Source organism: Serratia sp. SA088 (assembly GCF_049065515.1).
GTDB lineage: Bacteria > Pseudomonadota > Gammaproteobacteria > Enterobacterales > Enterobacteriaceae > Serratia > Serratia nematodiphila.
This window is the reverse complement of record NZ_JBAKGW010000002.1, coordinates 747301-769869: the sequence shown is the minus strand read 5'-3', so window position 1 is coordinate 769869 and position 22569 is coordinate 747301. Positions and strand designations below refer to the sequence as shown.

Annotated in this window: 22 protein-coding genes and 1 other annotated feature; of the genes, 8 read left to right on the top strand and 14 right to left on the bottom strand. The window is 57.5% G+C overall.

What is annotated here, in order from left to right; genetic code table 11:
* The first annotated feature begins 5 nt into the window (after positions 1-5).
* Positions 6-173 (top strand): sugar nucleotide-binding protein, encoded by a 168-nt coding sequence (locus ACOWVD_RS08775; protein ID WP_319860892.1) that lies wholly within the window; start codon positions 6-8, stop codon positions 171-173.
* Between the two features lie 66 nt (positions 174-239).
* Here the strand turns inward: ACOWVD_RS08775 and ACOWVD_RS08770 are convergent, their stop codons facing one another.
* From ACOWVD_RS08770 to ACOWVD_RS08755, 4 genes are read right to left on the bottom strand one after another with little or no spacing between them, the layout of a single operon-like run.
* On the bottom strand, positions 240-1496 hold the full coding sequence (locus ACOWVD_RS08770; RefSeq protein WP_049240165.1) for an oligosaccharide flippase family protein: 1257 nt from the start codon (positions 1494-1496) through the stop codon (positions 240-242).
* A complete protein-coding gene (locus ACOWVD_RS08765; protein WP_049240164.1) occupies positions 1489-2955 on the bottom strand; it encodes an O-antigen polymerase in 1467 nt (488 codons plus the stop codon). Before ACOWVD_RS08765 ends, ACOWVD_RS08770 begins: the two co-directional genes overlap by 8 nt.
* Entirely contained in the window at positions 2948-3802 is an 855-nt protein-coding gene (locus ACOWVD_RS08760; RefSeq protein ID WP_049240163.1) for a glycosyltransferase, read from the bottom strand. Before ACOWVD_RS08760 ends, ACOWVD_RS08765 begins: the two co-directional genes overlap by 8 nt.
* The gene (locus ACOWVD_RS08755) at positions 3799-4731 is read right to left on the bottom strand and encodes a glycosyltransferase family 2 protein (RefSeq protein WP_421105581.1); all 933 of its coding nucleotides are present in this window, start codon (positions 4729-4731) and stop codon (positions 3799-3801) included. The genes ACOWVD_RS08760 and ACOWVD_RS08755 overlap by 4 nt, the downstream gene beginning before the upstream one ends.
* A gap of 381 nt (positions 4732-5112) precedes the next feature.
* Here ACOWVD_RS08755 and gndA point away from each other — a divergent pair, with 381 nt between their 5' ends.
* The 3 genes from gndA to ACOWVD_RS08740 all read left to right on the top strand — a co-directional run bounded on the left by gndA (position 5113) and on the right by ACOWVD_RS08740 (position 9717).
* Complete coding sequence (gene gndA / locus ACOWVD_RS08750; RefSeq protein ID WP_049240161.1) at positions 5113-6519, top strand: NADP-dependent phosphogluconate dehydrogenase; 1407 nt, start codon at positions 5113-5115, stop codon at positions 6517-6519.
* 587 nt (positions 6520-7106) lie between these two features.
* The gene (locus tag ACOWVD_RS08745; protein WP_075201878.1) at positions 7107-8183 is read left to right on the top strand and encodes a mannose-1-phosphate guanylyltransferase/mannose-6-phosphate isomerase; all 1077 of its coding nucleotides are present in this window, start codon (positions 7107-7109) and stop codon (positions 8181-8183) included.
* Between the two features lie 160 nt (positions 8184-8343).
* On the top strand, positions 8344-9717 hold the full coding sequence (locus tag ACOWVD_RS08740) for a phosphomannomutase CpsG (RefSeq protein WP_164095265.1): 1374 nt from the start codon (positions 8344-8346) through the stop codon (positions 9715-9717).
* A 31-nt stretch (positions 9718-9748) separates the two neighbouring features.
* On the opposite strand, the gene hisIE is transcribed toward ACOWVD_RS08740, so the two are convergent.
* From hisIE to hisL, 9 genes are all read right to left on the bottom strand, one after another.
* Complete coding sequence (gene hisIE, locus ACOWVD_RS08735) at positions 9749-10363, bottom strand: bifunctional phosphoribosyl-AMP cyclohydrolase/phosphoribosyl-ATP diphosphatase HisIE (RefSeq protein ID WP_049240159.1); 615 nt, start codon at positions 10361-10363, stop codon at positions 9749-9751.
* Positions 10357-11133 carry an imidazole glycerol phosphate synthase subunit HisF gene (hisF, locus tag ACOWVD_RS08730; RefSeq protein ID WP_033633500.1) on the bottom strand — a complete coding sequence of 259 codons (777 nt, stop codon included), beginning with the start codon at positions 11131-11133 and terminating at the stop codon, positions 10357-10359. The genes hisIE and hisF overlap by 7 nt, the downstream gene beginning before the upstream one ends.
* Complete coding sequence (gene hisA, locus ACOWVD_RS08725; RefSeq protein WP_021504314.1) at positions 11115-11852, bottom strand: 1-(5-phosphoribosyl)-5-[(5-phosphoribosylamino)methylideneamino]imidazole-4-carboxamide isomerase; 738 nt, start codon at positions 11850-11852, stop codon at positions 11115-11117. Before hisA ends, hisF begins: the two co-directional genes overlap by 19 nt.
* 5 nt (positions 11853-11857) lie before the next feature.
* On the bottom strand, positions 11858-12448 hold the full coding sequence (hisH, locus tag ACOWVD_RS08720; RefSeq protein WP_049240158.1) for an imidazole glycerol phosphate synthase subunit HisH: 591 nt from the start codon (positions 12446-12448) through the stop codon (positions 11858-11860).
* Positions 12448-13515, bottom strand: a complete 1068-nt coding sequence (hisB, locus tag ACOWVD_RS08715; RefSeq protein WP_015377254.1) for a bifunctional histidinol-phosphatase/imidazoleglycerol-phosphate dehydratase HisB — start codon at positions 13513-13515, stop codon at positions 12448-12450. Before hisB ends, hisH begins: the two co-directional genes overlap by 1 nt.
* Entirely contained in the window at positions 13512-14600 is a 1089-nt protein-coding gene (gene hisC / locus ACOWVD_RS08710) for a histidinol-phosphate transaminase (protein WP_164095264.1), read from the bottom strand. The genes hisB and hisC overlap by 4 nt, the downstream gene beginning before the upstream one ends.
* A complete protein-coding gene (hisD, locus tag ACOWVD_RS08705; RefSeq protein WP_004938796.1) occupies positions 14597-15904 on the bottom strand; it encodes a histidinol dehydrogenase in 1308 nt (435 codons plus the stop codon). The genes hisC and hisD overlap by 4 nt, the downstream gene beginning before the upstream one ends.
* Positions 15905-15908: 4 nt before the next feature.
* On the bottom strand, positions 15909-16808 hold the full coding sequence (hisG, locus tag ACOWVD_RS08700) for an ATP phosphoribosyltransferase (RefSeq protein WP_015377256.1): 900 nt from the start codon (positions 16806-16808) through the stop codon (positions 15909-15911).
* A 70-nt stretch (positions 16809-16878) separates the two neighbouring features.
* Positions 16879-17005: a sequence feature (His leader region), on the bottom strand.
* A complete protein-coding gene (gene hisL, locus ACOWVD_RS08695) occupies positions 16981-17028 on the bottom strand; it encodes a his operon leader peptide (protein ID WP_100396937.1) in 48 nt (15 codons plus the stop codon). (Overlaps the previous feature by 25 nt.)
* A gap of 229 nt (positions 17029-17257) precedes the next feature.
* Between hisL and ACOWVD_RS08690 the strand changes: the two genes are divergently transcribed.
* Positions 17258-18082: an SDR family oxidoreductase gene (locus ACOWVD_RS08690; RefSeq protein WP_015377257.1), complete on the top strand. Its 825-nt coding sequence runs from the start codon at positions 17258-17260 to the stop codon at positions 18080-18082.
* A 6-nt stretch (positions 18083-18088) separates the two neighbouring features.
* Here the strand turns inward: ACOWVD_RS08690 and ACOWVD_RS08685 are convergent, their stop codons facing one another.
* On the bottom strand, positions 18089-19003 hold the full coding sequence (locus ACOWVD_RS08685; RefSeq protein ID WP_049187404.1) for a LysR family transcriptional regulator: 915 nt from the start codon (positions 19001-19003) through the stop codon (positions 18089-18091).
* A gap of 248 nt (positions 19004-19251) precedes the next feature.
* Between ACOWVD_RS08685 and speB the strand changes: the two genes are divergently transcribed.
* The 3 genes from speB (at position 19252) to ACOWVD_RS08670 (ending at position 22561) form a co-directional block, all read left to right on the top strand.
* Positions 19252-20184 carry an agmatinase gene (gene speB, locus ACOWVD_RS08680; protein ID WP_015377259.1) on the top strand — a complete coding sequence of 311 codons (933 nt, stop codon included), beginning with the start codon at positions 19252-19254 and terminating at the stop codon, positions 20182-20184.
* A gap of 77 nt (positions 20185-20261) precedes the next feature.
* Entirely contained in the window at positions 20262-21647 is a 1386-nt protein-coding gene (locus ACOWVD_RS08675) for a sodium:solute symporter (protein ID WP_044031580.1), read from the top strand.
* 104 nt (positions 21648-21751) lie between these two features.
* On the top strand, positions 21752-22561 hold the full coding sequence (locus tag ACOWVD_RS08670) for a nitrilase family protein (protein WP_099982694.1): 810 nt from the start codon (positions 21752-21754) through the stop codon (positions 22559-22561).
* Positions 22562-22569 lie beyond the last annotated feature (8 nt).

The window sequence follows — 22569 nt, the reverse complement described above, 5'->3', positions numbered from 1 at the left end:
AGGGCGTGCTGGAGAAATCACCGCGGGTAAACGGCATCACGACCGAACAGTACCCGACGCCGGCTAAACGGCCCGCCTACTCGAGCCTGAACTGCGGGAAAATCGAAAGCTTAGGTATCTCACGTTCAGACTGGATGAATGCATTGAAATACATTATGCCGGCGCTGGGCTAAGCCGCACTATATGGCAAAAAGCGAGCATCTCTCAAAGAGATGCTCGCTTTTTTATATGTTTACTTATCAAGAAGCACAGCTAATCAGCTTTTCTCTTTTGAACATTCTCATGCTCATATAAATAATCAAGAGAGTGGCCAATAGTTCGGTGAAGACTAATGAGTAAGAAGCGCCTAGTGCGCCAAAAAGCTTTGTTGTGAAATAAATATGCAGGCAGTGAGTCGCGGAACAGAAGATGTAAATTCTCTGCAGTACTTTATCGTGACTGTTCGCCAATAGGTAAAGCTGCGCCAACACGATGGCCGGTGGAATGATCAGCAGCATGATGGACAACACGGCCAGAATGGGGGCCGCGGCAACGAAATTTTCACCAAACAGTAAGGTAATTATCGGTGCAGAGAACAAATTCAGTACCAAGAAAGCGCAAATTCCGAACACGAAGCTGACGCTTAAAACCAGTTTAATGAGCTTATTTCGCTTGGTGGTTTGCTCCGTACGGCAGCTGCAAATGATCGGGTAAGCCGCCTGGCAGAGTGGCGCCATAACCGCCAAACCGGAGCGAACCAACCTTTCCGCCGCACCGTATAAACCTGCCGCCAGGGGGCCGGAAATGATGCCTAAAAGAATCGTGTTGCTGGCGGCGTAAACCATCGTGATCGAGTTGGCGACAAATACCGGCCAACCCTCCTTTAAATTTGCCGCAATCTCTGGCAAAGAAAAACGAGGCCAGCCGATGTGATACCGCGAAAATACCCAAAACAGCATGATGAGCGCGGCAAGAAAGTTGGGCAGCACCAGCAACAGCACGGCGCTGTAGGGTGTGATCGGGAAACAAAGGAAGACCGCCAGCGTCACGATTCTGGCGAACAAGGTGATCAAGGCGCCCGCGGCCGTTTTCCCTACACCTTGTAATAGCCAATAAGGGGATAGCATGGACGCTACGATTAACAGTGAAGACAGAAGCATATAAACGCTGAGCTGGGCCAGTTTCTCCCAGCTTAGGGTCATCAGCGTCATCGCCGCCAGCGAGCAGAGGGCCAGGATGATTTTAGCGAATGTAATGCTATAGAAGCTTTTGCCGATGTCGCGATGGTCTTCCATTTTTGAAACCTTTCGGACCGCCGAAAAGTTAAATCCGTAATCGACAAAAATGGAAAAATAGAAGGCGACCATATAGCAAAACAGAATGTTGCCGAACTCACTGACACCGATGTTCCTGCCCACAAGAGGAAAGACCAACAGAGGGAATATGAAATTCCCCCCCTGCACCAGCAGCAAAGAAACATAGTTTTTAACTAAAGGTTGGTTCAGATGCTTAATCATGAACCGCGGCCTTTAGCTCGCTCGATGGTTTGGCCAGCTTGAGCCTCACCAACCAGTCCCGGCTCATAAATGCTTTGAATAACAAGAGCAGAATAACGTTGACGATGACGGTTGAGTAATAGAAATGATTATCAAAAATCATGAATAACATCGCCATACAGAAATAGCTGTAGAGCAGGGTATTAATGAGGGTTTTTCGCTGCTGAACCCGCTGATAGAGCGCCATGCCGACACAAGTGAATACCAGCATGAAGCCGCCAACACCATAGACGCCAAAGTCCATATAAGGTTTCTGCATAAAGGTCATGATATTGATCCAGTCATACCCTCCCATTTTGACCAAATCCAGCGTTTCTTCCGGCATGAAATGTTTGGTTGCAAAGCGGAAAGTTCCGGTCATCAACATGCGCCCATCTCTGAAATCATGAGTTTTATCCAGATAGACAACCATTTTGTTGAAGGCGTGCATCTCGGTACTCAGGTTAATCCAGATAGACATCATCTGCGGAGGCAATTCCATCGTAGGTTTAAATTCTTTTGCCTCTTTATCTCCCTGAGATGCCGTGTTTGGACTGTTATAAATGACTTCATAATATTGCGTGCCGGTTTGCACCTTTTCTTCTGTTGCCGGTTGTTGGTTTTGAACGTAAATTTGGGTTCGAATCAACGGCATGCTTATCATCAACAGAACAACGGAGAACAAGGTGATGACACCGGTAATCAGCAGTGCAGATTTATTTTCTTTAGCGACATAATATTGAATGAGTACATAGAATAAGCTGGTGATGACGGGGACGAAAATATTTATTCTTCCGCCTAACAACATCAGCAGGCTCAAATATGCGGCGCTGAAAAGAAGATATCCATACTTTCTTGACTCAGTCACGTAAATGGTGTTGAAGATAATAAAGAACGTAGGAATAACCATCAGCGTCATCAAGTAATTGCTGATCACTTTGGGCATGATGTTTGCGCGCGCATTGTCGTCAAATAGAGGAATGCTGCCAATTTTATGGATGGCATACCAATACAGAAACGCTTCGACCACGACGCAGATGACATTGGACCAGAAGAGGGTGCGGGCAGAAATCCCTGAGCGCACGTTTGCTTCACGATTGAGCGTGATGCGGCCGCGCCGTAGGATAAAGGCGGCCACGACGATATAGAAACAGGCTATCACTGCAAACAACGCCATCCAGGTCGAGTGACTGAAGTCGTCTTGTTCAATAAGCGTCAATTTCGCCTGACTGCACCCAATCATGAACAGGAACATGCTCATGAAGATCGAAGCGGGATTGTAGATGTTTTTGAAAAAATAGGTAAAGAATACGAAGTTTGCCACGGCGGCGATGGCGAAGCTTTTGCTAACCCCATTCACGGGGAGCAAGAGAATGCATGCCAAGCAAACAATGCCGAAACCGGCGAGCGTTAATCGGCTCAAGAACCCGTTATTACCCATTGCTTTTTTCCTCCCCCTGTTCTTTCAGCCGCGGCAGTTGTTTCATACATGTTTTATTCACGCCTCTGCGTTCTGCGTCAAAAAACCAACCCCATTTATTGAAATATGTAATCGCCGAGCGAATGTGGTAACCCATCAACTTCAGGTTTTTATATGAGCCTTTGGCAAAGGCATGCGTTACTGTCGCTTCCGAGCAAAACATCGGTTTTTCATATTGAAGCACTTTGCGGCACAGATCGACATCTTCAAGATACATGAAGTAACGTGAATCAAAGCCCTGTAATTGCTTTAACAACTGTGACTCTACGAACATAAAGCAGCCGGAAATGGTCGGTGCAAAGAAATTCTTATCGTAGTCGGCATTTTGCAACTCATAATTTTTATCGAGATACTTGGACAAAAAGGGCATGAATCGGCGCAAGAACAGATGAGCGGGTGTCGGCAGCAAACGGCAGACACGTTGCGCTTCGCCGTTTGGATAAACGATCTTTGGCGCAATAAAACGGTGGTTACCGCTTTCCGCAAAGTCATATAAACTTTTCACCGTGCCTGGCTTAAACTCGATGTCTGGATTGCAAATAATAAAATACTTACATTTATTCAGGTATTTATCCATGGCCTGATTATGCCCGTGGCCATAACCGCCATTGAAATCTGACTTGATGTAAGCAATACGCGGATTGTTTAAATTGTCCGCCCATTCACTATCGGCATTGTCAACCAACACGATGGTTTCTATTAACGGTTCGGCTAACAGAGAGTCGATGGTCGGTTGAATGTCCTTTTGTTTGTGTTTGTACAGAACAATGGACGCGACAACGGGTTTTTTATCTTCAACTGCACTCATTTTGCGCTAATTCCGTCTTTAATCGCACGGCACCAGGTTGCCAAATGCGTTTTTTTGTTCGGTTGTGTAGCAATCAGTAATACTTGGTGGATGGCGTTAAAAACGTTTTCGCGCACTTTGATTAATGGCGGAATGTGTTTCATTTTTGCCAGATATAACCCGTTGCGCAACCGATAGTATCTGCGGAAAGCCGAGTGCACCGGCACATGCCAGGCCAGTATCTTAATCGCTTTGTCACCGATAGCATGCGACATCCTGGCTGAGGTTGCCGCATAGATTTTGTAGCCTTTGGCAATGGCGCGCAGGCACCATTCAGTATCCACGTAGTCGATAAACAACGACTCATCCATATCGCCTACGTCCATCAATACCGTGACGGGAATCAGCGAGCCGGAAGAGATGATCATGCTGACTTCAAAGGGCGCAGTCTGGAATTGTGGACGCACTTTGCTGCGCCAGCCCAGCTTGTTTACCCTTATCAATGGATAATGGAAACCATAGCGCGAATCGGTAAAGATCGGGCCGATAGCCGCCACTCGATCGACGGAGGAAACCCGCTCATAATCTTTGAGCAAACCGGCCATAAACTGTTCGTCGATGTGGCTGTCTTGATCGAAAAATACTATTAGTTCGGCATCATGTTCCTTGCGGGCATATTCAATGCCGATATTTTGCGCTTTCGCAATGCCGACGTTCTCCGGCAAACACACTACGGTGGCTAACTGAGAAAGCGATTCGACGACGGATGCCTCTAATGAGCCATTATCAACGAGAACGCTGGAAACCTGCTGACGCTTAAGTTCTTTGATTAAGGTGGTGAGGTTGCCCAGTTCCGGATGATAAGAGACTATCACTGCTGCGATTTTGTGACTGTTAGCATGTTCATCGACGGTCGCAGGAGTATGGTTAATGGCTTGATGCTCAGACACTACATTCTCCAATAAAATACAATATCAATGCCGTCATGTCCTCGTCCTTTGGACAGAAGCGCATAGCATTAATCAAGCCGTCAATTTTAGCAGTCGTGAGAAATCTCGCAATCAGGAAAAATCTAAATTGCCGATAAATCTTATTTTACTTGAGTGCTTAATCAACTTGTTGAATAAAATGAATTAATTTAATTTTATTGGATTATTCTGCAGGTAAAGTAGGGGGATTGCCGCATGAATCGTCGAAGAAGCATCCCTGCGAATCGCCTATCGCATCAATCACTACCCACGCGCCGCAATCCTGAGTTAACATGTGTGCCACATCACAAAACCTGTTGGCCATCGTTGCTGACAGGGTCATCCTCAGACAGGAGTTCCTAAATGTCCAAGCAACAAATCGGCGTTGTCGGCATGGCGGTAATGGGCCGCAACCTCGCGCTGAACATCGAGAGCCGTGGTTACACCGTTTCCATTTTCAACCGTTCTGGCGACAAAACTGACGAAGTGATCGCTGAGAACCCGGGCAAGAATCTGGCGCCGTATTACACCGTTGAAGAGTTTGTCGAATCGCTGGAAAAACCGCGCCGTATCCTGCTGATGGTGAAAGCGGGCGAAGCAACGGATAAAACCATTGCCTCGCTGACTCCGCACCTGGACAAGGGCGATATCCTGATCGACGGCGGCAACACCTACTATCAGGACACCATCCGTCGTAATCGCGAGCTGTCCGACCAGGGCTTCAACTTCATCGGCACCGGTGTTTCCGGCGGCGAAGAGGGGGCGCTGAAAGGGCCTTCCATCATGCCTGGCGGCCAGAAAGAAGCTTACGAACTGGTGGCGCCGATCCTGGAGAAAATCGCTGCTGTTGCGGAAGGCGAGCCTTGCGTGACCTACATCGGTGCAGACGGTGCCGGCCACTATGTGAAGATGGTGCACAATGGCATCGAATACGGCGACATGCAGCTGATTGCCGAAGCCTATTCTCTGCTGAAGCAGGCGCTGAACCTGAGCAACGAGCAGCTGGCCGAAACCTTCGCCGAGTGGAACAAAGGCGAACTGAACAGCTACCTGATCGACATCACCAAAGACATCTTCACCAAGAAAGACGAAGAGGGTAAATACCTGGTCGATGTGATCCTGGACGAAGCGGCCAACAAAGGCACCGGCAAGTGGACCAGCCAGAGCTCGCTGGATCTGGGCGAACCGCTGTCGCTGATCACCGAGTCGGTGTTCGCACGCTACCTGTCCTCGTTGAAAGATCAGCGCGTTGCCGCGTCTAAAGTGCTGACCGGCCCGAAAGTGGCGCCGTTCACTGGCGACAAAGCCGAGTTCATCGAGAAAGTGCGTCGCGCGCTGTATCTGGGCAAGATCGTGTCCTACGCGCAGGGCTTCTCACAGCTGAAAGCCGCTTCTAAAGAAAACAACTGGGATCTGCACTACGGCGAAATCGCCAAGATCTTCCGCGCCGGCTGCATCATCCGCGCCCAGTTCCTGCAGAAGATCACCGACGCTTACGCGGCGGACGCCGATATCGCCAACCTGTTGCTGGCGCCATACTTCAAGCACATCGCCGACGAGTACCAGCAGGCGCTGCGTGACGTGGTGGCTTACGCCGTGCAGAACGGTATTCCTACGCCGACCTTCTCCGCTGCGATCGCCTACTACGACAGCTACCGCTCCGCGGTGCTGCCGGCGAACCTGATCCAGGCGCAGCGCGACTACTTCGGCGCACACACCTACAAACGCATCGATAAGGAAGGCGTGTTCCATACCGAATGGATGGAATAAGCGCTTTACCTGTCATCAAGCCGCCGCAAAGGCGGCTTTTTTTTGCAACGTTTTAAGCGCCTGGGGAAAGCATGGAACACGTCTGAACTGGCGCTTCTCAAGTCTTTTTTACATGCCAATCTGGCATTATTCTTAATTTTTAATTTTTTTTAATAATAAGATCTGCATCTTGTTATTCAGCATGTTAACCGTATTTTCTTTGCATCTCCTTGCCTAACAACACACGTTTGCTAATATAATTCCTAATCCAGTGAATCGCTTTCGCCGCCACCTCTCTCACCTTCCGTTGGTGCGGCTTCCCTGTTCGAGGGGGTAAAATGGATCTCTTTGTATTTATTTGATTTTCTTGTTTTTTCCTTTCCGGCTTCGGTGGGGCTGCTTGACGGCGCCGGCGGAGATTTTAGGAATGTGCCCGGTTATTATTTTTTTATTTTTATGCGAGATTACTGGAGTAGTGGGAAATCTTGATTTCATTTCACATATTAAAAAGCAAGAGAAGTCTCTTTAGCAATCAGCAAGCGATAGGTATTGGGTGATTAGCCTAATTGCCCTGAGCAATGCATCTGTGTTGGGGTAATGCGGGGTTTATGGTGAGATTAATTCCAGTCATTTTGGCCGGGGGCAACGGTAGCCGTTTGTGGCCCTTATCAAGAGAAGCATTTCCTAAACAATTTCTGACGGTCGATGGTAGCGGGCGCAGTTTGCTGCAGCAGACGCTGTTGCGCCTGGAAGGTCTGCATGGGGGAGATATCGCGGCGCCGATCGTCATTTGCAACGAAGAGCACCGTTTTTTGGTGGCGGAACAGCTACGAGAAATCGACTGTTCGAATCCTCACATTATTCTGGAGCCCGCAGGACGCAATACGGCGCCGGCAGTCGCGCTGGCTGCGCACCATGTTCTTAAAGACGATCCTGATGGCGTGCTGTTGGTCTTGGCCGCCGATCATTTGATCACGCAGATAGACGCGTTTCATGACGCGTTGCGTAAGGCTATCGAGTTTTCTTTGCGCGACCGTTTGGTGACCTTCGGCATCATTCCCCAGCATCCTGAAACGGGCTATGGCTACATCAAACGCGGAGCGCAGCTGTCACTTCATTGTTTTGACGTCGAGCGTTTCGTCGAAAAACCCTGTTATCAAAAGGCGCAGGCCTATCTGGAAAGCGGTGACTACAGCTGGAACAGCGGCATGTTTATGTTCACGGCGAAAAAGTATCTGCATGAACTGGCGCGCTTTCGCCCCGATATCTATCACAAAACGCTGTTGGCGATGGAAACCAGCCGGCGCGAGCTCAACTTCATTCACATTGATGAAGAAACCTTTCTCCGTTGCCCCTGCGAGTCCATCGATTACGCGGTGATGGAAAACACCGCGGATGCAGTAGTGATGCCGATCGATATTGGCTGGAGCGATGTCGGGTCGTGGGCCGCCGTGTGGGAGGTGGCCGAAAAGGACGCCCAAGGCAATGTGCACCGCGGCAATGTTATCGCTATCGACTCATTGAACAACTATGTTTACGCTGGCGACAAGCTGGTGGCCACGCTTGGCGTCAACGATCTGGTGATCGTGCAGACCGGCGATGCGCTACTGGTTGCCGCGCGAGACGCGGTACAGGATGTTAAACAATTAGTGGGCGAACTGAAGGCGCGCAAGCTGCCGTGTTGAGGCGCATGGAAAAATTTGCGTCAGAATCATGCTAAAGATTTCCAGAGCAGCGAGATAGTGATAAATGTAAGGAAGACCGTACCGGTGATTGCGACTCCATCGCATTAATTCCCCAGGATAGCGACAGAGCGCAAAGGTACAAATAACAGAAGAATGTGACATGACTGAGTTGACTTGTTTTAAGGCTTACGACATTCGTGGCAGATTGGGGAGTGAGCTGAATGATGAAATCGCTTATCGGATTGGCAGGGCTTTCGGTGAATATTTGCTCCCTAAAGCCGTAGTTTTGGGCAACGACGCCCGTTTAAGTAGTGAAAGCCTGAAACACTCATTGGCCAAAGGGCTTCAGGATGCCGGCGCCAGTGTGATTGACATCGGGTTGTGTGGGGCGGAGGAGCTCTATTTTGCCACGGCTTTTCTGGCGGCGGACGGCGGAATCGAAGTCACGGGCAGTCACAATCCTGAAAATTATAACGGCATGAAACTGGTGTGCAGGGATGCGAGGCCGATCAGTAGCGACTCTGGATTGAATGAAATCAAAGCGCTCGCGGAGAAAAAGCACATCGAGCGCGCAGCATGTTCGCGCGGCGGCTACCTTCAGGCCGATACCTTGAACGAGTATGTCGATCATATCCTGTCCTTCGTTGACTTCACGCATTTCAAACCGCTGAAACTGTTGGTGAACTCCGGGCACGGCACCGCCGGGCGGGTTATTGACGCCATCGAACGGCGCTTTCAGCAGCATCGGGTACCGCTGGAATTCATCAAGATTCAGCATGAGCCCGACGGCACCTTTCCTCATGGCGTACCGAATCCGCTGTTGCCCGAGCGTCGTCAGGACACCGCGGACGCGGTGCGGCATTATGGCGCGGATATGGGGATCGCCTTCGATGGCGATGCGGATCGTTGTTTCCTGTTTGATAGTCAAGGCCATTTTATCGAGGGCTACTATATCGTCGGTTTGCTGGCTGAGGCGTTTCTAGCCAAGGGGGCAGGAGAGAAGGTCGTTCACGATCCGCGATTGAGTTGGAATACCGTGGATATCGTTGAAAAAGCCGGCGGTATTCCCGTGATGTCGAAAACCGGACACGCTTTTATCAAAGAACGAATGCGGGCTGAAGATGCAGTCTATGGTGGCGAGATGAGTGCCCACCATTATTTCCGCGACTTCTATTACTGCGATAGCGGCATGATCCCCTGGCTAATGGTCGCCGAGATCATGTCTCTGAAAGATCGCTCGTTGGAACAGCTGGTTGCGGAACGCATCCGCGCCTATCCTTCTTCGGGTGAAATTAACATTGTCCGCGTTCCTGCGATATCCGCGCTCGATATGATCGAGCGCCATTATCGAGATCAGGCCTTAGAGGTTGATAAGACGGATGGTGTCAGCATGACCTTTGCCGACTGGCGGTTCAATTTGCGAGCGTCAAACACGGAACCTTTGCTCCGCCTCAACGTTGAATCACGGGGTAACCGCGACTTAATGGAGCGGAAAACAGAGGAAATTCTTGCGCTGGTAAACAGCCGACTATAAGGCTTCCCATTATCAGGGAAGCCTGTGTGCATTATTTCTGATGCCGCTCGCGCAGCCGGCCGATCACCGCGCTCAGATCCAGATCCTGGTCCTGCAGCAGCACCAGCAGGTGATAGATCAGGTCTGAAGCTTCGTTGGTCAGCTCTTCGCGATCGTTGACCGTGGCGGCCAGCGCGGTTTCCACGCCTTCCTCCCCGACCTTCTGCGCGATGCGCTTGGTGCCGCTGGCGTACAGGCTGGCGGTGTACGAGCTGTCCGGGCTGGCGTGCTTGCGCTCCGCCAATAGCTGTTCCAACTGATAGAGGAACGTCCAGTCGCTGGCGGCCGGGTGGAAGCAGCTGCTGTTGCCGAGGTGGCAGGTCGGGCCGATCGGGTTGGCCAATATCAGCAGCGTATCGTTATCGCAGTCCGGCGTGATGCTGACCACCTTAAGGAAGTGGCCGGAGCTTTCGCCCTTGGTCCACAGGCGCTGCTTGGTGCGCGAGAAGAAGGTGACGTTGCCGCTTTGCTCGGTGGTGGCCAGCGCTTCCGGCGTCATGTAACCCAGCATCAGCACTTCGCCGGAAACGGCGTGCTGCACGATGGCCGGCATCAGGCCGTCGGTTTTTTCCCAATCCAGCTGGTTTCTCTGTTGTTCTGTCAGCACACGCGAATCTCCACGCCTTGTTCAACCAGGAACCTTTTCAGTTCGCCGATATTGATGATTTGTTTGTGGAACACCGACGCCGCCAGCGCGCCGTCGACGTCCGCATCGCGGAACGCTTCCAGGAAGTGTTCCATGGTGCCTGCGCCGCCGGAGGCGATCAGCGGCACCTTGCAGACCTCGCGCACCCGGCGCAGCTGCTGCAGATCGTAACCGTTGCGCACGCCGTCCTGGTTCATCATGTTCAGCACGATCTCACCGGCGCCGCGGCGCTGCACTTCCTGCACCCAGTCGAGGGTTTCCCACTGGGTGATGCGGGTGCGGCTCTCGTCGCCGGTATATTGGTTGACGTGATACTTGCCGGTTTCACTGTCGAACCAGGTGTCGATGCCCACCACGATGCACTGCACGCCAAAGCGTTCAGCCAGGCGGCTAATCAGCTCAGGATCGGCCAGCGCCGGCGAGTTGATCGAAATCTTGTCGGCGCCGAAAGACAGGATCTGGCTGGCGTCCTCGGCGCTTTTAATGCCGCCGGCGACGCAGAACGGAATATCAATCACCTCCGCCACGCGCGACACCCAGCTTTTGTCCACCACTCGGCCGTCGCTCGAGGCGGTGATATCGTAAAATACCAGCTCGTCCGCGCCTTCTTGCGCATAGCGCTGCGCCAGCGGCACGATGTCGCCGATGATTTCGTGGTTGCGGAACTGCACGCCTTTCACCACTTGCCCGTCTTTAACATCCAGGCACGGGATTATCCGTTTTGCCAGCATGCGATCGCCTCCTCAACGCTAAATTTACCTTCCAGCAGGGCGCGCCCCACGATCACGCCGGCAACGCCGCTGCCGCGCAGCTGGGCGATGTCGTCCAGATTGCCGATGCCGCCCGAGGCCTGGAAGGCCACCTGCGGATAACGGCGGCTGATTTCCTGATACAGCGCCACGTTGGAACCGGCCAGCGTGCCGTCGCGCGAAATATCGGTGCACAGCACGTGCTTGAGCCCGTAGGGCAGGAACTGTTCCACCACCTGTTCCAGCGTGGCGTCGGAGTCTTCTTGCCAGCCGCTGATGGCCACGCGCTTCACGCCCTGCGCGTCGATGCGCACGTCCAGCGCCAGCACCAGCGCGTCGGCGCCGTAGCGCTCGAACCAGCTTTGCACCAACTGCGGCTGTTTCACCGCGGTGGAGCCGATCACCACGCGCGTGGCGCCGGCCTCCAGCAGGGCACTGACGTCTTGTTCGTTGCGGATGCCGCCGCCGACCTGCACCGGCACCTCAACCCCCGCCAGCAGTTTGCGCAGCAGCGGGATCTGGCGCGCCGCCGGATCCTTGGCGCCGGTCAAATCGACCAGGTGCAGCACCTGGGCGCCCTGCTGTTGATAGTCCTGCAGGCGCAGCAGCGGATCGTTGCCGTAGTCGCGCTGTTGGCCGTAATCGCCCTGATGCAAACGCACCACGTTGCCGTCGATCAAATCCAAAGCCGGAATAATCATGCTGCCTACATCTCCAGAAAGTTTTTCAACAGTTGCGCGCCGGCCGCTCCAGATCGTTCTGGATGAAACTGCACGCCGAAGAAATTGTCTTTTTGCACGGCGGCGGTGAAGGGCTCGCCGTAGTTCGCCTGGGCGATGGTGCTGGGGCATATCGGCATCGCATAGCTGTGTACGAAATAGAAGTAGGCGCCGTCATCGATGCCGCGGAACAGATGGAGGCCCGCCTGCGCGGACACCTGGTTCCAGCCCATGTGCGGCAGCGGCAGGCCGAAGTCGGTCATCTGCTTGACCGGCGTATCGATAAGGCCGAGCGTGGTCACGCCGCCGTTCTCTTCGCTGCTGGCCGCCAGCAGCTGCATGCCGAGGCAAATGCCCAGCACCGGCTGCGTGCAGGCCCTGATCAGTTCGATCAAATCGCGCTCGCGCAGCTGATCCATCGCCGCCTGCGCAGTGCCGACGCCCGGCAGGAACAGCTTGTCGGCGCGCAGCACGATCTCCGGATCGCGGCTCACCTCCGGCTGATAACCCAGGCGCCGCACCGCGTAGGTGACGGAGGCCAGGTTGGCGCAGCCGGTATCCAAAATCACCACGTTCATCACAGCACTCCTTTCGAACTCGGCAGGGTATTGCCCTCGACGCGGATCGCCTGGCGCAGCGTGCGGCCAAACACTTTGAACAGGCTCTCGACCCGGTGGTGGTCGTTTTTGCCCTTGGTCTTCAGGTGCAGCGTGCAGCCCATGGTGTAAGAGAGCGAACGGAAGAAGTGCTCGACCATTTCGGTGCTGAGATCGCCGACGCGCTGATAGTTGAACTCGGCCTTGTACTCCAGGTGCGGGCGGCCGGAGATATCCAGCGCGCAGCGCGCCAGGCATTCGTCCATCGGCAGCACGAAGCCGAAGCGGGCGATGCCGCGCTTGTCGCCGAGCGCCTTGTTCAGCGCTTCACCCAACGCCAGGCCGGTGTCCTCTACCGTGTGGTGATCGTCGATATACAGGTCGCCTTTGACGTCGATCTCCATGCGGAAGCCGCCGTGGGTGGCGATCTGATCCAGCATGTGATCGAAGAAGCCGACGCCGGTTTTGATCTTGCTGCCGCCTTCGCGATCCAGCCAGACGTTGACGTCGATCTGCGTCTCTTTGGTCACGCGATTAACCCGCGCGTGACGGTCACGCAGGGTCAACTGGCGCACGATCTCTTTCCAGCCCAGCACGCCGCGCTGGTAACGCAGCCCCTGGATGCCCATGTTTTCCGCCAGCTGCACATCGGTCGGCCGATCGCCGATCACGTAGCTGTGCGCGGTATCGAGCACGCCGGGTTCAAGGTAGCCTTTCACCAGCGCGGTTTTCGGCTTGCGGCAGTCGCAGTTGTCCGCCGGCAGGTGCGGGCAAATCAGCACGTCGGCGAACTGAATGCCCTGGGAGCTGAGGATCTGCATCATCAGGTTGTGCGGCGGATCGAAGGTCTCCTGCGGGAAACTGGCGGTGCCGAGCCCATCCTGATTGGTGATCATCACCAGCTGATACCCCGCCTGCTGCAGCGCCAGCAGGGAAGGGATCACGTCTGGCTCGAGCGCCAGCTTATCCAGGCGGTCAACCTGGAAATCTTCCGGTGGCTCGGCGATCAGCGTGCCGTCACGATCGATAAAGAGGATTTTTTGGCTCACATTGGCTCCTGGCGAGTCTGGTTGGCGCCGGGCAGGGCGGACAAGGCGTCCACCACGCGTTGACATTCGTCGCGGGTGCCTATGGTGATGCGCAGGCAGCCGGACAACCCGGGCTGTTTGTTTTGGTCTCGTAAGATAATGCCCTGATCCCACAAGCTTTTAAACACATTACTTGAGGCGGTGAAGCGAGCCAGCAGGTAATTGCTGTCGCTGGCGAAAACCTGCTCGACGCAGGCGCATTTCTCCAGCTGTTGCTGCAGCCAGCTGCGGGTGGCTGCGATGTTGGTGACGCGCTGGCGCATGGTGCGGATACCTTCTTCGCTCAGCGCCTGCGCGGCGATATCCGCCACCGGCGTCGAGAGCGGGTAAGGGGCGATCACCTTCAGCAGCAGGGCAATCAGATCTTCATTGGCGAGCGTAAAGCCGCAGCGCAGGCCGGCCAGCGCAAAGGCCTTCGACAGCGTACGCAAAATAGCCAGGTGCGGGTAGTCGCTCAACCAACCGGCTACCGAAGCCTGCGGGCAAAACTCGATATAGGCTTCGTCCACCGCGACGATCGCCTTGCCTTTGGCCAGCTCCAGCAGGCTGCGTAAATCGTCCGGATCGATCAGGTTGCCGGTCGGGTTGTTCGGGCTGCAGACGTAGATCAGCTTCACGTTGTCCAGGCTGTCCGCGATGGCCGGCAGATCCAGCTGCCAGTCCTCTTTGGCGGCCACGGTGCGGCGCTCCACGCCAAAGGTTTCGGCGCTGACGGCGTACATGCCGTAGGTCGGCGGGCAGAACAGAATGGCGTCTTTGCCCGGCTCGCAGAAGGCGCGGATCAGCAGCTCGATGCCTTCATCGGCACCGCGGCTGACCAGCACCTGCTCTTTCTTCACCCCGGCATAGGCGGCGTAGCGTTCGATCACCTGCGCCGGCTGGCACTCCGGATAGCGGTTGAAGGTTTGCGCGGTCAGCTGGAATTCCGGGGCGATCGGGTATTCGTTGGCGTTCAGCCATACGTCGCCCTTGCCGCCGAGGCGGCGCGCCGATTGATAAGGGGTCAGCTCGCGAACGTTGGCGCGCGCCAGTTTTTCGATGCTCATGCTTGCTCCTTCAGGGCGGCGACGCGCAGGGTCACGGCGTTCTTGTGGGCGATCAGCTGCTCGGCGGCAGCCAGCGTCTCGATGGTGGCGGCCAGGTTGCTGAAGCCCTGCGGCGTCAGCTCCTGCACCGTCATGCGTTTTTGAAAGTCGGCCAGGCCCAGGCTGGAGCAGGTGGCGGTGTAGCCGTAGGTCGGCAGCACGTGGTTGGTGCCGGAGGCGTAATCGCCGGCGGATTCCGGCGACCAGTCGCCGAGGAACACCGAGCCGGCGCTGGTGATGCCGTCCACCAGTTCGCGCGCATTGCGGGTCTGAATAATCAGGTGCTCCGGGCCGTAGCGGTTGCTGATCGCCACGCACTCAGCCAGATCGCGCGCTACGATCAGGCGGCTGCTCGCCAGCGCCTGACGGGCGGTCTCGGCGCGTGGCAGCTCGGCCAGCTGGCTTTCCACCGCTTCGGCCACCGCCTGCGCCATTGCCGCGTCCGGCGTCAGCAGGATCACCTGCGAATCCGGGCCGTGTTCGGCCTGCGACAGCAGATCGGAAGCGACGAACGCCGGAGTGGCGCCGGCGTCGGCGATCACCAGCACCTCCGAAGGGCCGGCCGGCATGTCGATGGCCGCGCCATCAAGGCGCTGACTGACCTGCCGCTTGGCTTCGGTCACGAAGGCGTTGCCCGGCCCGAAGATCTTCGCCACGCGCGGCACGCTCTCGGTGCCGAACGCCAGGGCAGCGATCGCCTGCGCGCCCCCGACCTGAAACACTTCCTGCACGCCGCACAGCTGAGCCGCATACAGGATCTCATCGGCGATCGGCGGCGGTGAGCACAGCACCACCCGGCGGCAGCCGGCGATGCGTGCCGGCGTCGCCAGCATCAGCACGGTGGAGAACAGCGGCGCCGATCCGCCGGGAATATACAGGCCGACCGAGTCGATGGGGCGGGTCACCTGTTGGCAGCGCACGCCCGGTTGCGTTTCGACGTCCACCGGCGGCAGTCGCTGCGCGTTGTGGAAGGTTTCCACGTTGGCGACGGCCACCGCCATCGCCTGTTTGATGTCGTCGCCCAACCGCGCGGCGGCGGCGGCGATCTGCTCGGCGCTGACGCGCAGCGCCGAGACTTCCGCCTTGTCGAAACGGGCGCTATAGTCGCGCAGCGCCCGATCGCCGTTGGCCTTCACGTTGTCGAGGATCTCGCTCACCGTGCGGGTGATGCTGTCAGAGGCGGCGATGGCCGGGCGCATCAGCAGCTCGGCCTGGCGTTCGGCGCTGCTGGTCGCCCAATCGATCGGCGTGTTGAAGGTCGACATGGCGTTACTCCATCATCTTTTCAATCGGCAGCACCAGAATCGAGCTGGCGCCGAGCGCTTTCAGTTTTTCCATGGTTTCCCAGAACAGGGTTTCGCTGCTCACCATGTGCATCGCCACGCGGTTCTGCGCGCCGGCCAGCGGCAGAATGGTTGGGCGCTCGGCGCCCGGCAACAGCGCGACGATCTCGTCCAGTTTCTCGCTCGGCGCGTGCAGCATGATGTATTTGGATTCACGCGCCTGGATCACGCCCTGAATGCGGGTCATCAGGCGATCGATCAGCTGCTGTTTGGCTTCCGGCATTTCGCCGTCGCGCTGGATCAGGCAAGCCTTGGAGCGGTAGATCACTTCTACTTCACGCAGGCCGTTGGCCTCCAGAGTGGCGCCGGTAGAGACCAGATCGCAGATGGCGTCGGCCAGACCGGCGCGCGGCGCCACTTCCACCGAGCCGTTCAGCAGGCAAGATTTGAAGCGCACGCCCTGCTTGTCGAGGTATTGCTTCAGCAGGTGCGGGTAAGAGGTGGCGATGCGGGCGTCCTGCAGGCTTTGCGGGCCGGCGTATTCGGCGTCGAGCGGGGTGGCCAGCGACAGGCGGCAGCCGCCGAAATCGAGGCGGCGCAGCGTGAAGTAACGCGGGTCTTCGCCCTGGGCGCGGCGGCTGAGCAGCTCTTCTTCCAGCACGTTTTCGCCGATGATGCCGAGATCGACCACGCCGTCCATCACCAGGCCCGGAATATCGTCGTCGCGCACGCGCAGGATATCGATCGGCATGTTCTCGGCGAAGGCGATCAGACGCTGCTGCTGCAGGTTGATCTTGATGCCGCAGCGCGCCAGCAGTTCCTGGGATTCATCGCTCAGGCGGCCCGACTTCTGCATTGCGATCCGTAAACGTGTCTTGTCCAGCATGGTAACCTCTGTTTAATCTGTAATTTTATGAATTTATTGTAAAAACTATTCTTTCTGTCTGTCCGGAGCCAAAAAAAAACCCTCGGAAGAAATCTTCCGAGGGCTCTCTCTTGCGTTCTGCGCGCCACTGGAAGATTAACAAACCGTCTTCCAGCACTCATCGCCTGAAAGACTAGTCAGGGTGATGGTGATGATGGTGGTTGAACTGAACGCGTGTCATGGTGTTTTTCTCTAATCAAAAGCCGGTAAAAACCGTATGCCAATTAAGCTAAACTATCCGCTGTCCACCGCGCAACCCTTTTTTAACGTCATAAATTTAATTTATTGAAACAGGTTAGGTTATTAGCCACAGACAGCTTTACCTGACCTTAAGCCGGGCAGATTGTATCGCCGTGCGCAGTGGCGTAGCCTTAGGGGTAGGGCGCTGCGATCTTCAGGAGAGGAAGAGGATGAAAAAGGTAGCCATTATTGGTTTGGGTTGGCTGGGCATGCCGTTGGCGCTGTCGCTGATGGGGCGCGGGTATGACGTGGTCGGTAGCAAAACCACGCCGGACGGCGTCGAGGCCGCGCGCATGAGCGGCATCGAATGCTACCAACTGGAACTGACGCCGGAGCTGGTGTGCGATCCGGACGATCTGGAATCGCTGCTGCGCGTGGATGCGTTGGTGGTGACACTGCCCGCTCGCCGCACCGTCGAAGGCAGCGAAAACTATTTCAATGCGGTGCGCATGCTGGTGGACAGCGCGATGGCCTTTGGCGTGCCGCGGGTGATCTTCACCAGTTCCACCTCGGTGTACGGCGAAACCGCAGGCACGCTGCGCGAAGAGTCGCCGTTGCGGCCGGTCTCGCCGTCAGGGCGAGTGTTGGCCGAGCTGGAACGTTGGCTGCATGAATTGCCGAACACCTCGGTGGACATTCTGCGCCTGGCGGGGCTGGTGGGCGCCGATCGTCACCCCGGCCGCTTCCTGGCGGGCAAACTCGACGTGAAGGGCGGTTCGCAGGGGGTAAATCTGGTGCACCAGGACGACGTCATCGCCGCCATCCAACTGTTGCTGAAGCTGCCGAAGGGCGGCCACGTGTACAACCTGTGCGCGCCGCGTCATCCGGCCAAGCGCGAATTTTATCCGGCGCTGGCCGAGCAGTTGCATCTGGAGCCGCCGCAGTTCGCCGACGAGGCGGAGCAGGATGAGCGGCTGGTGGACGGCAACCGCATCTGCAACGAGCTGGGTTTTGAGTATCAGTATCCCGATCCGGCGCGTATGCCGGTCAGTTAACGTCCGTCAGGCCCCGCGCATGCGGGGCTTTTTTTCGCCGGCGCGCGCCAAATCCTCCAGCAGCGCGTTCAACGCCTCGTTGGGCTGGACGGGGCGGCTGACCAGGCTAAGCGTGGCGCGATAAGAGAGCGCCGTGCCGCCCAACTGCCGCAGCAGCCCCTGTTCCACCCAGCGCGCCGCGTAGTGGGTGGGCAGATAGCCAAGACAGGTACCGCTCAGCACCAGATGGGCGACGCTTTCCATATGGTGAGCCACCGCCGCCAAGTGAGGCGGCGCGATCGGGCACAGCTGCTGCGCCAGCAGGTAGCCGCGCTTGACCCAGCGCGCGTTTTCAATCTGCTCGCGCTCGGGTTCTTCCACCGCGAACAGCGGGTGATCCGTGCTGCAGTAGATTGCCTGTATTTCCTCCAGCCACGGCTGATAACGTAACTCCTCCAGCTGTTGGCCGAAGTAGCCGATGCCCAGATCGAGCTGCTGGTGCAGCAGCCCTTGCTCAATCTCGTTCGGCGAACAGATGCGGCACTGCAATTGCACGTCCTGATGGCGCCGCTGAAAGTGCTTGATGGCCTGGCTGAACGGATTGCCCGGCAGCGAAACCAGATTGTCCACCAGACCGATTTGCAGATCGCCGGTCAGCAGGCCGTTCAGCGACTGGCTGACCCGGGTGAAGTCGCGGGCGGCGTTGAACAGCGAACGGCAGGCGATCAGCATGCGTTCGCCCTTGGGCGTCAGCCGGAAGCCGGAGCGCCCGCGTTGGCACAGGCGAAAACCCAGTCGGGTTTCCAACGAGGCCAGATGGGTGCTGATGGTGGATTGGTTCATCAGCAGCGCTTCCTGCGCGGCGCTGACGCCCTGGGCTTCCGCTACCGCGACGAACACCCGCAGCAGTTTCAGATCGATATCGCTTAGGTTGGTGAGCATTCCCCCTCCGCAGAACGTCGGCCGGTTAACCTATTTTTAACATCGAAGAAATAGGTGCGGCGCTGAAGATATGGCCTTTCTTATGGCATGAAGTTGAAATAAAAATCAATACTTCAATGGGTTAGTTGCATCGCGTTTTCCGATGTTTACATGCAAAAGCGGGAATGGTAGCCGAGGTGGCCAACAGGGTAGCCTGCGAATGTTGCTCAAATGTTTCAATCCATCGCAGATAACGACAAGGAAACGCCATGCTGAACCAACCCCAAAGCGGTAACGATATGCCGCGCTTTGCCGGCCTCCCCACCATGATGCGCCTGCCCGCGGCAGAACAGGCGCGCGGTCTGGACGCCGCCTTTGTCGGCATTCCGCTCGATATCGGCACCTCCAACCGCAGCGGCACTCGCTATGGCCCGCGCCAGATCCGCCAGGAATCGGTGATGATCCGTCCTTACAACATGGGCACCGGCTCTGCGCCGTTTGAACGGCTGCAGGTGGCCGATCTGGGGGATGTCGCCATCAACCCCTACAGCCTGGCGGACAGCGTGCAGCGCATCGAGGCGGCTTACCACGAGATCCTGGCGCACGGCTGCACGCCGTTGACGCTCGGCGGCGATCACACCCTGACGCTGCCGGTGCTGCGCGCCGTCGCCCGTCGTCATGGCCCGGTCGGGCTGATCCACGTCGATGCGCATTCCGATACCAACGAGGAGATGTTCGGCGAACAGCTGGCGCACGGCACCACCTTCCGCCGCGCGTTTGAGGAAGGGCTGCTGGCGCCGGAAAAGGTGGTGCAGATTGGCCTGCGCGGCAGTGGCTATGCGGCGGACGACTTCGACTGGTCACGCCGCCAGGGCTTTCGTGTGGTGCCGGCCGAGGCCTGCTGGCACCGGTCGCTGACACCGCTGATGGCGGAGATCCGCGAACAGATGGGCGAAGCGCCGGTTTATCTCAGCTTCGATATCGACGGGCTGGATCCGGCCTTCGCACCGGGCACCGGCACGCCGGAGGTCGGCGGGCTGTCGGTCTGGCAAGGGCTGGAGATCGTGCGCGGCTGTCATGGACTGAACCTGGTCGGCGGCGACGTGGTGGAGGTGTCGCCGCCTTACGATCGCTCCGGTAACACCGCGCTGCTGGCGGCCAACCTGCTGTTTGAAATGCTGTGCGTGCTGCCGGCCCGTTGAGGCCGGCGCACTGACTCTACCGGCGGAGCGGTTGCGTCGGGGCCCCTGATAACAATAACTACGGAGTGGAGGTACCCATGAATCTCGATCTGCTGGTCGTGGTGTTTTACTTTCTGGTGATAGGCGCGGTGGGGTGGATGGGCATTCGCCGCGCCAATTCCAAAGAGGCGTATCTGGTGGCCGGGCGCAACCTGGGGCCGGGGCTGTATCTGGGCACGCTGTCGGCGGTGGTGCTCGGCGGCGCGTCGACCATCGGCAGCGTCAAGCTCGGCTACACCTACGGCATCTCCGGCGTCTGGCTGTGCGGCGCGCTGGGGCTGGGCATTGTGGTGCTGAGTCTGGTGCTGGCCAAGCCGCTGCTCAAACTGAAGCTGTATACCGTCAGCCAGGTGCTGTCGCGGCGCTATCACCCGGCGGCGCGGGTCACCAGCGGCGCGATCATGCTGGCGTATGACCTTATGGTGGCGGTGACCTCGATCATCGCCATCGGCAGCGTGATGCAGGTGATGTTCGGCCTGTCGTTCAGCGCGTCTATCCTGCTCGGCGGCGGGCTGGTGGTGCTGTATTCGACGCTGGGGGGCATGTGGTCGCTGACGCTGACCGACATCATTCAGTTCATCATCATGACCGTCGGCATGATGCTGGTGCTGATGCCGATGAGCATCGTCAAGGCCGGCGGCTGGGAGGCGTTCACCAGCCTGCTGCCCGCCGGTTACTACCAGCTGTCGTCGATCGGGCTGGACACCATTCTGGTGTTCTTCCTGATCTACTTCTTCGGCATTCTGATCGGCCAGGACATCTGGCAGCGGGTGTTCACCGCCCGCAGCGCCAATGTGGCGCGCTTCGCCGGGCTGGGGGCGGGCGTCTATTGCGTGCTGTACGGCGTGACCGGCGCGCTGATCGGCATGGCCGGCAAGATCGTGCTGCCGTCGCTCAGCAACACCGACGGCGCCTTCGCCGCCATCGCGCAGGCGGTGTTGCCGGTTGGCGTCAGCGGGCTGGTGGCCGCCGCGGCCTTGGCGGCGCTGATGTCCACTGCCAGCGCCTGCCTGTTGGCGTCTTCGACCATCGCGCTGGAGGACGTGCTGCCGGCCATCCGCCGTAAACCTTCCGGCGGGCTGGCCGCCGGGCGCTTCACCACGCTTTTCATGGGCGCGGTCATGCTGGGGCTGGCGTTTGTGGTGCGCGACGTACTGGCGGCGCTGACGCTGGCTTACAACCTGTTGGTGGGCGGCATGCTGATCCCGCTGGTGGGGGCGATCTTCTGGCCGCGCGCCACCAGCGTTGGGGCCATCGCCAGCATGCTGACCGGCAGCCTGTGCGTGGTGGGGCTGATGATCTGGCACGGCATCGACGCCAACAGCCCGATCTACGGCGGTCTGCTGGGCGGCGGCGTCGCCTTCGTGCTGGGCAGCCTGCTGAGCCGCCCGACGCCGCAGCTGCAGGCTCAAACTGAACGCTGAGGCGCGATCCGGGCTTTTATCACGGCGCCTTTACTGATTTACTGAGGAGCAGGGCGCATCGCCGCCCTGTCGGTTTAACGGTGAGGGTAAGGAGAAGGTGAGCCATGGGTAAAATCAGCGTCGCATGCTGCCAGTTAGCGCTGCGGGTAGGGGAAGCAGAGCATAATCGGGCGCAGTCCGCTCAGGCGATCCGTCATGCGGCGCAGCGCGGCGCCAACGTCATCGTGTTGCCGGAGTTGGTGAACAGCGGCTATGTGTTGCGCGATAAGGCGGAGGCGCGGGCGTTGGCCGAGAGCGAAGACGGGCCCAGCCTCAGCCTGTGGGGGGCCCTGGCGCGTGAGTTGGATGTGGCGATCGTCGCCGGTTTCTGCGAGCGGCTGCCCGATGGCGGGGTGGCCAACAGCGCGGCATTGATCGATGCGCAGGGGGTCAGGGCGATTTATCGCAAGGCCCACCTGTGGCATGAGGAGAGCACGATCTTTACCCCCGGCGATCGGCCGCCACCGGTCGTCGAGACCCGCTTTGGCCGGTTGGCGGTGATGATCTGCTACGATCTTGAATTCCCTGAGTGGGTGCGGCTGCCGGCGCTGGCCGGCGCTCAGCTGCTGTGCGCGCCGGTCAACTGGCCGCAGGCGCCGCGTCCGCAGGGCGAACGGCCGGCGGAGATGGTGAAGGCGCAGGCCAACGCCGCCGTCAATCGGCTGTTCATCGCGGTGTGCGATCGCTGCGAAACGGAGCGCGGCGTTGCGTGGATCGGCGGTTCGGTGATCGTCGATGCCGATGGCTACCCGTTGACGCAGAGCCTGGCTGGCGAAGGCATGGCGCTGGCGGAAATGGATATCAGTACGGCCGATGACAAGCGCATCGGCCGCTACAATCATGTGCATCGCGATCGGCGGCCGATGCTGTATTGAAGCTGCGG

Excerpts from the sequence above, each read along its gene's own strand:
- ACOWVD_RS08770 (WP_049240165.1), bottom strand. The coding sequence starts at position 1,496 with ATGATTAAGCATCTGAACCAACCTTTAGTTAAAAACTATGTTTCTTTG.
- ACOWVD_RS08765 (WP_049240164.1), bottom strand. The coding sequence starts at position 2,955 with ATGGGTAATAACGGGTTCTTGAGCCGATTAACGCTCGCCGGTTTCGGC.
- ACOWVD_RS08760 (WP_049240163.1), bottom strand. The coding sequence starts at position 3,802 with ATGAGTGCAGTTGAAGATAAAAAACCCGTTGTCGCGTCCATTGTTCTG.
- gndA (WP_049240161.1), top strand. The coding sequence starts at position 5,113 with ATGTCCAAGCAACAAATCGGCGTTGTCGGCATGGCGGTAATGGGCCGC.
- ACOWVD_RS08745 (WP_075201878.1), top strand. The coding sequence starts at position 7,107 with ATGGTGAGATTAATTCCAGTCATTTTGGCCGGGGGCAACGGTAGCCGT.
- ACOWVD_RS08740 (WP_164095265.1), top strand. The coding sequence starts at position 8,344 with ATGACTGAGTTGACTTGTTTTAAGGCTTACGACATTCGTGGCAGATTG.
- hisF (WP_033633500.1), bottom strand. The coding sequence starts at position 11,133 with ATGCTGGCAAAACGGATAATCCCGTGCCTGGATGTTAAAGACGGGCAA.
- hisA (WP_021504314.1), bottom strand. The coding sequence starts at position 11,852 with ATGATTATTCCGGCTTTGGATTTGATCGACGGCAACGTGGTGCGTTTG.
- hisH (WP_049240158.1), bottom strand. The coding sequence starts at position 12,448 with ATGAACGTGGTGATTTTGGATACCGGCTGCGCCAACCTGGCCTCCGTC.
- hisC (WP_164095264.1), bottom strand. The coding sequence starts at position 14,600 with ATGAGCATCGAAAAACTGGCGCGCGCCAACGTTCGCGAGCTGACCCCT.
- hisD (WP_004938796.1), bottom strand. The coding sequence starts at position 15,904 with ATGTCGACCTTCAACACGCCGATCGATTGGGCGACCAGCAGCGCCGAA.
- hisG (WP_015377256.1), bottom strand. The coding sequence starts at position 16,808 with ATGCTGGACAAGACACGTTTACGGATCGCAATGCAGAAGTCGGGCCGC.
- ACOWVD_RS08690 (WP_015377257.1), top strand. The coding sequence starts at position 17,258 with ATGAAAAAGGTAGCCATTATTGGTTTGGGTTGGCTGGGCATGCCGTTG.
- ACOWVD_RS08685 (WP_049187404.1), bottom strand. The coding sequence starts at position 19,003 with ATGCTCACCAACCTAAGCGATATCGATCTGAAACTGCTGCGGGTGTTC.
- speB (WP_015377259.1), top strand. The coding sequence starts at position 19,252 with ATGCTGAACCAACCCCAAAGCGGTAACGATATGCCGCGCTTTGCCGGC.
- ACOWVD_RS08675 (WP_044031580.1), top strand. The coding sequence starts at position 20,262 with ATGAATCTCGATCTGCTGGTCGTGGTGTTTTACTTTCTGGTGATAGGC.
- ACOWVD_RS08670 (WP_099982694.1), top strand. The coding sequence starts at position 21,752 with ATGGGTAAAATCAGCGTCGCATGCTGCCAGTTAGCGCTGCGGGTAGGG.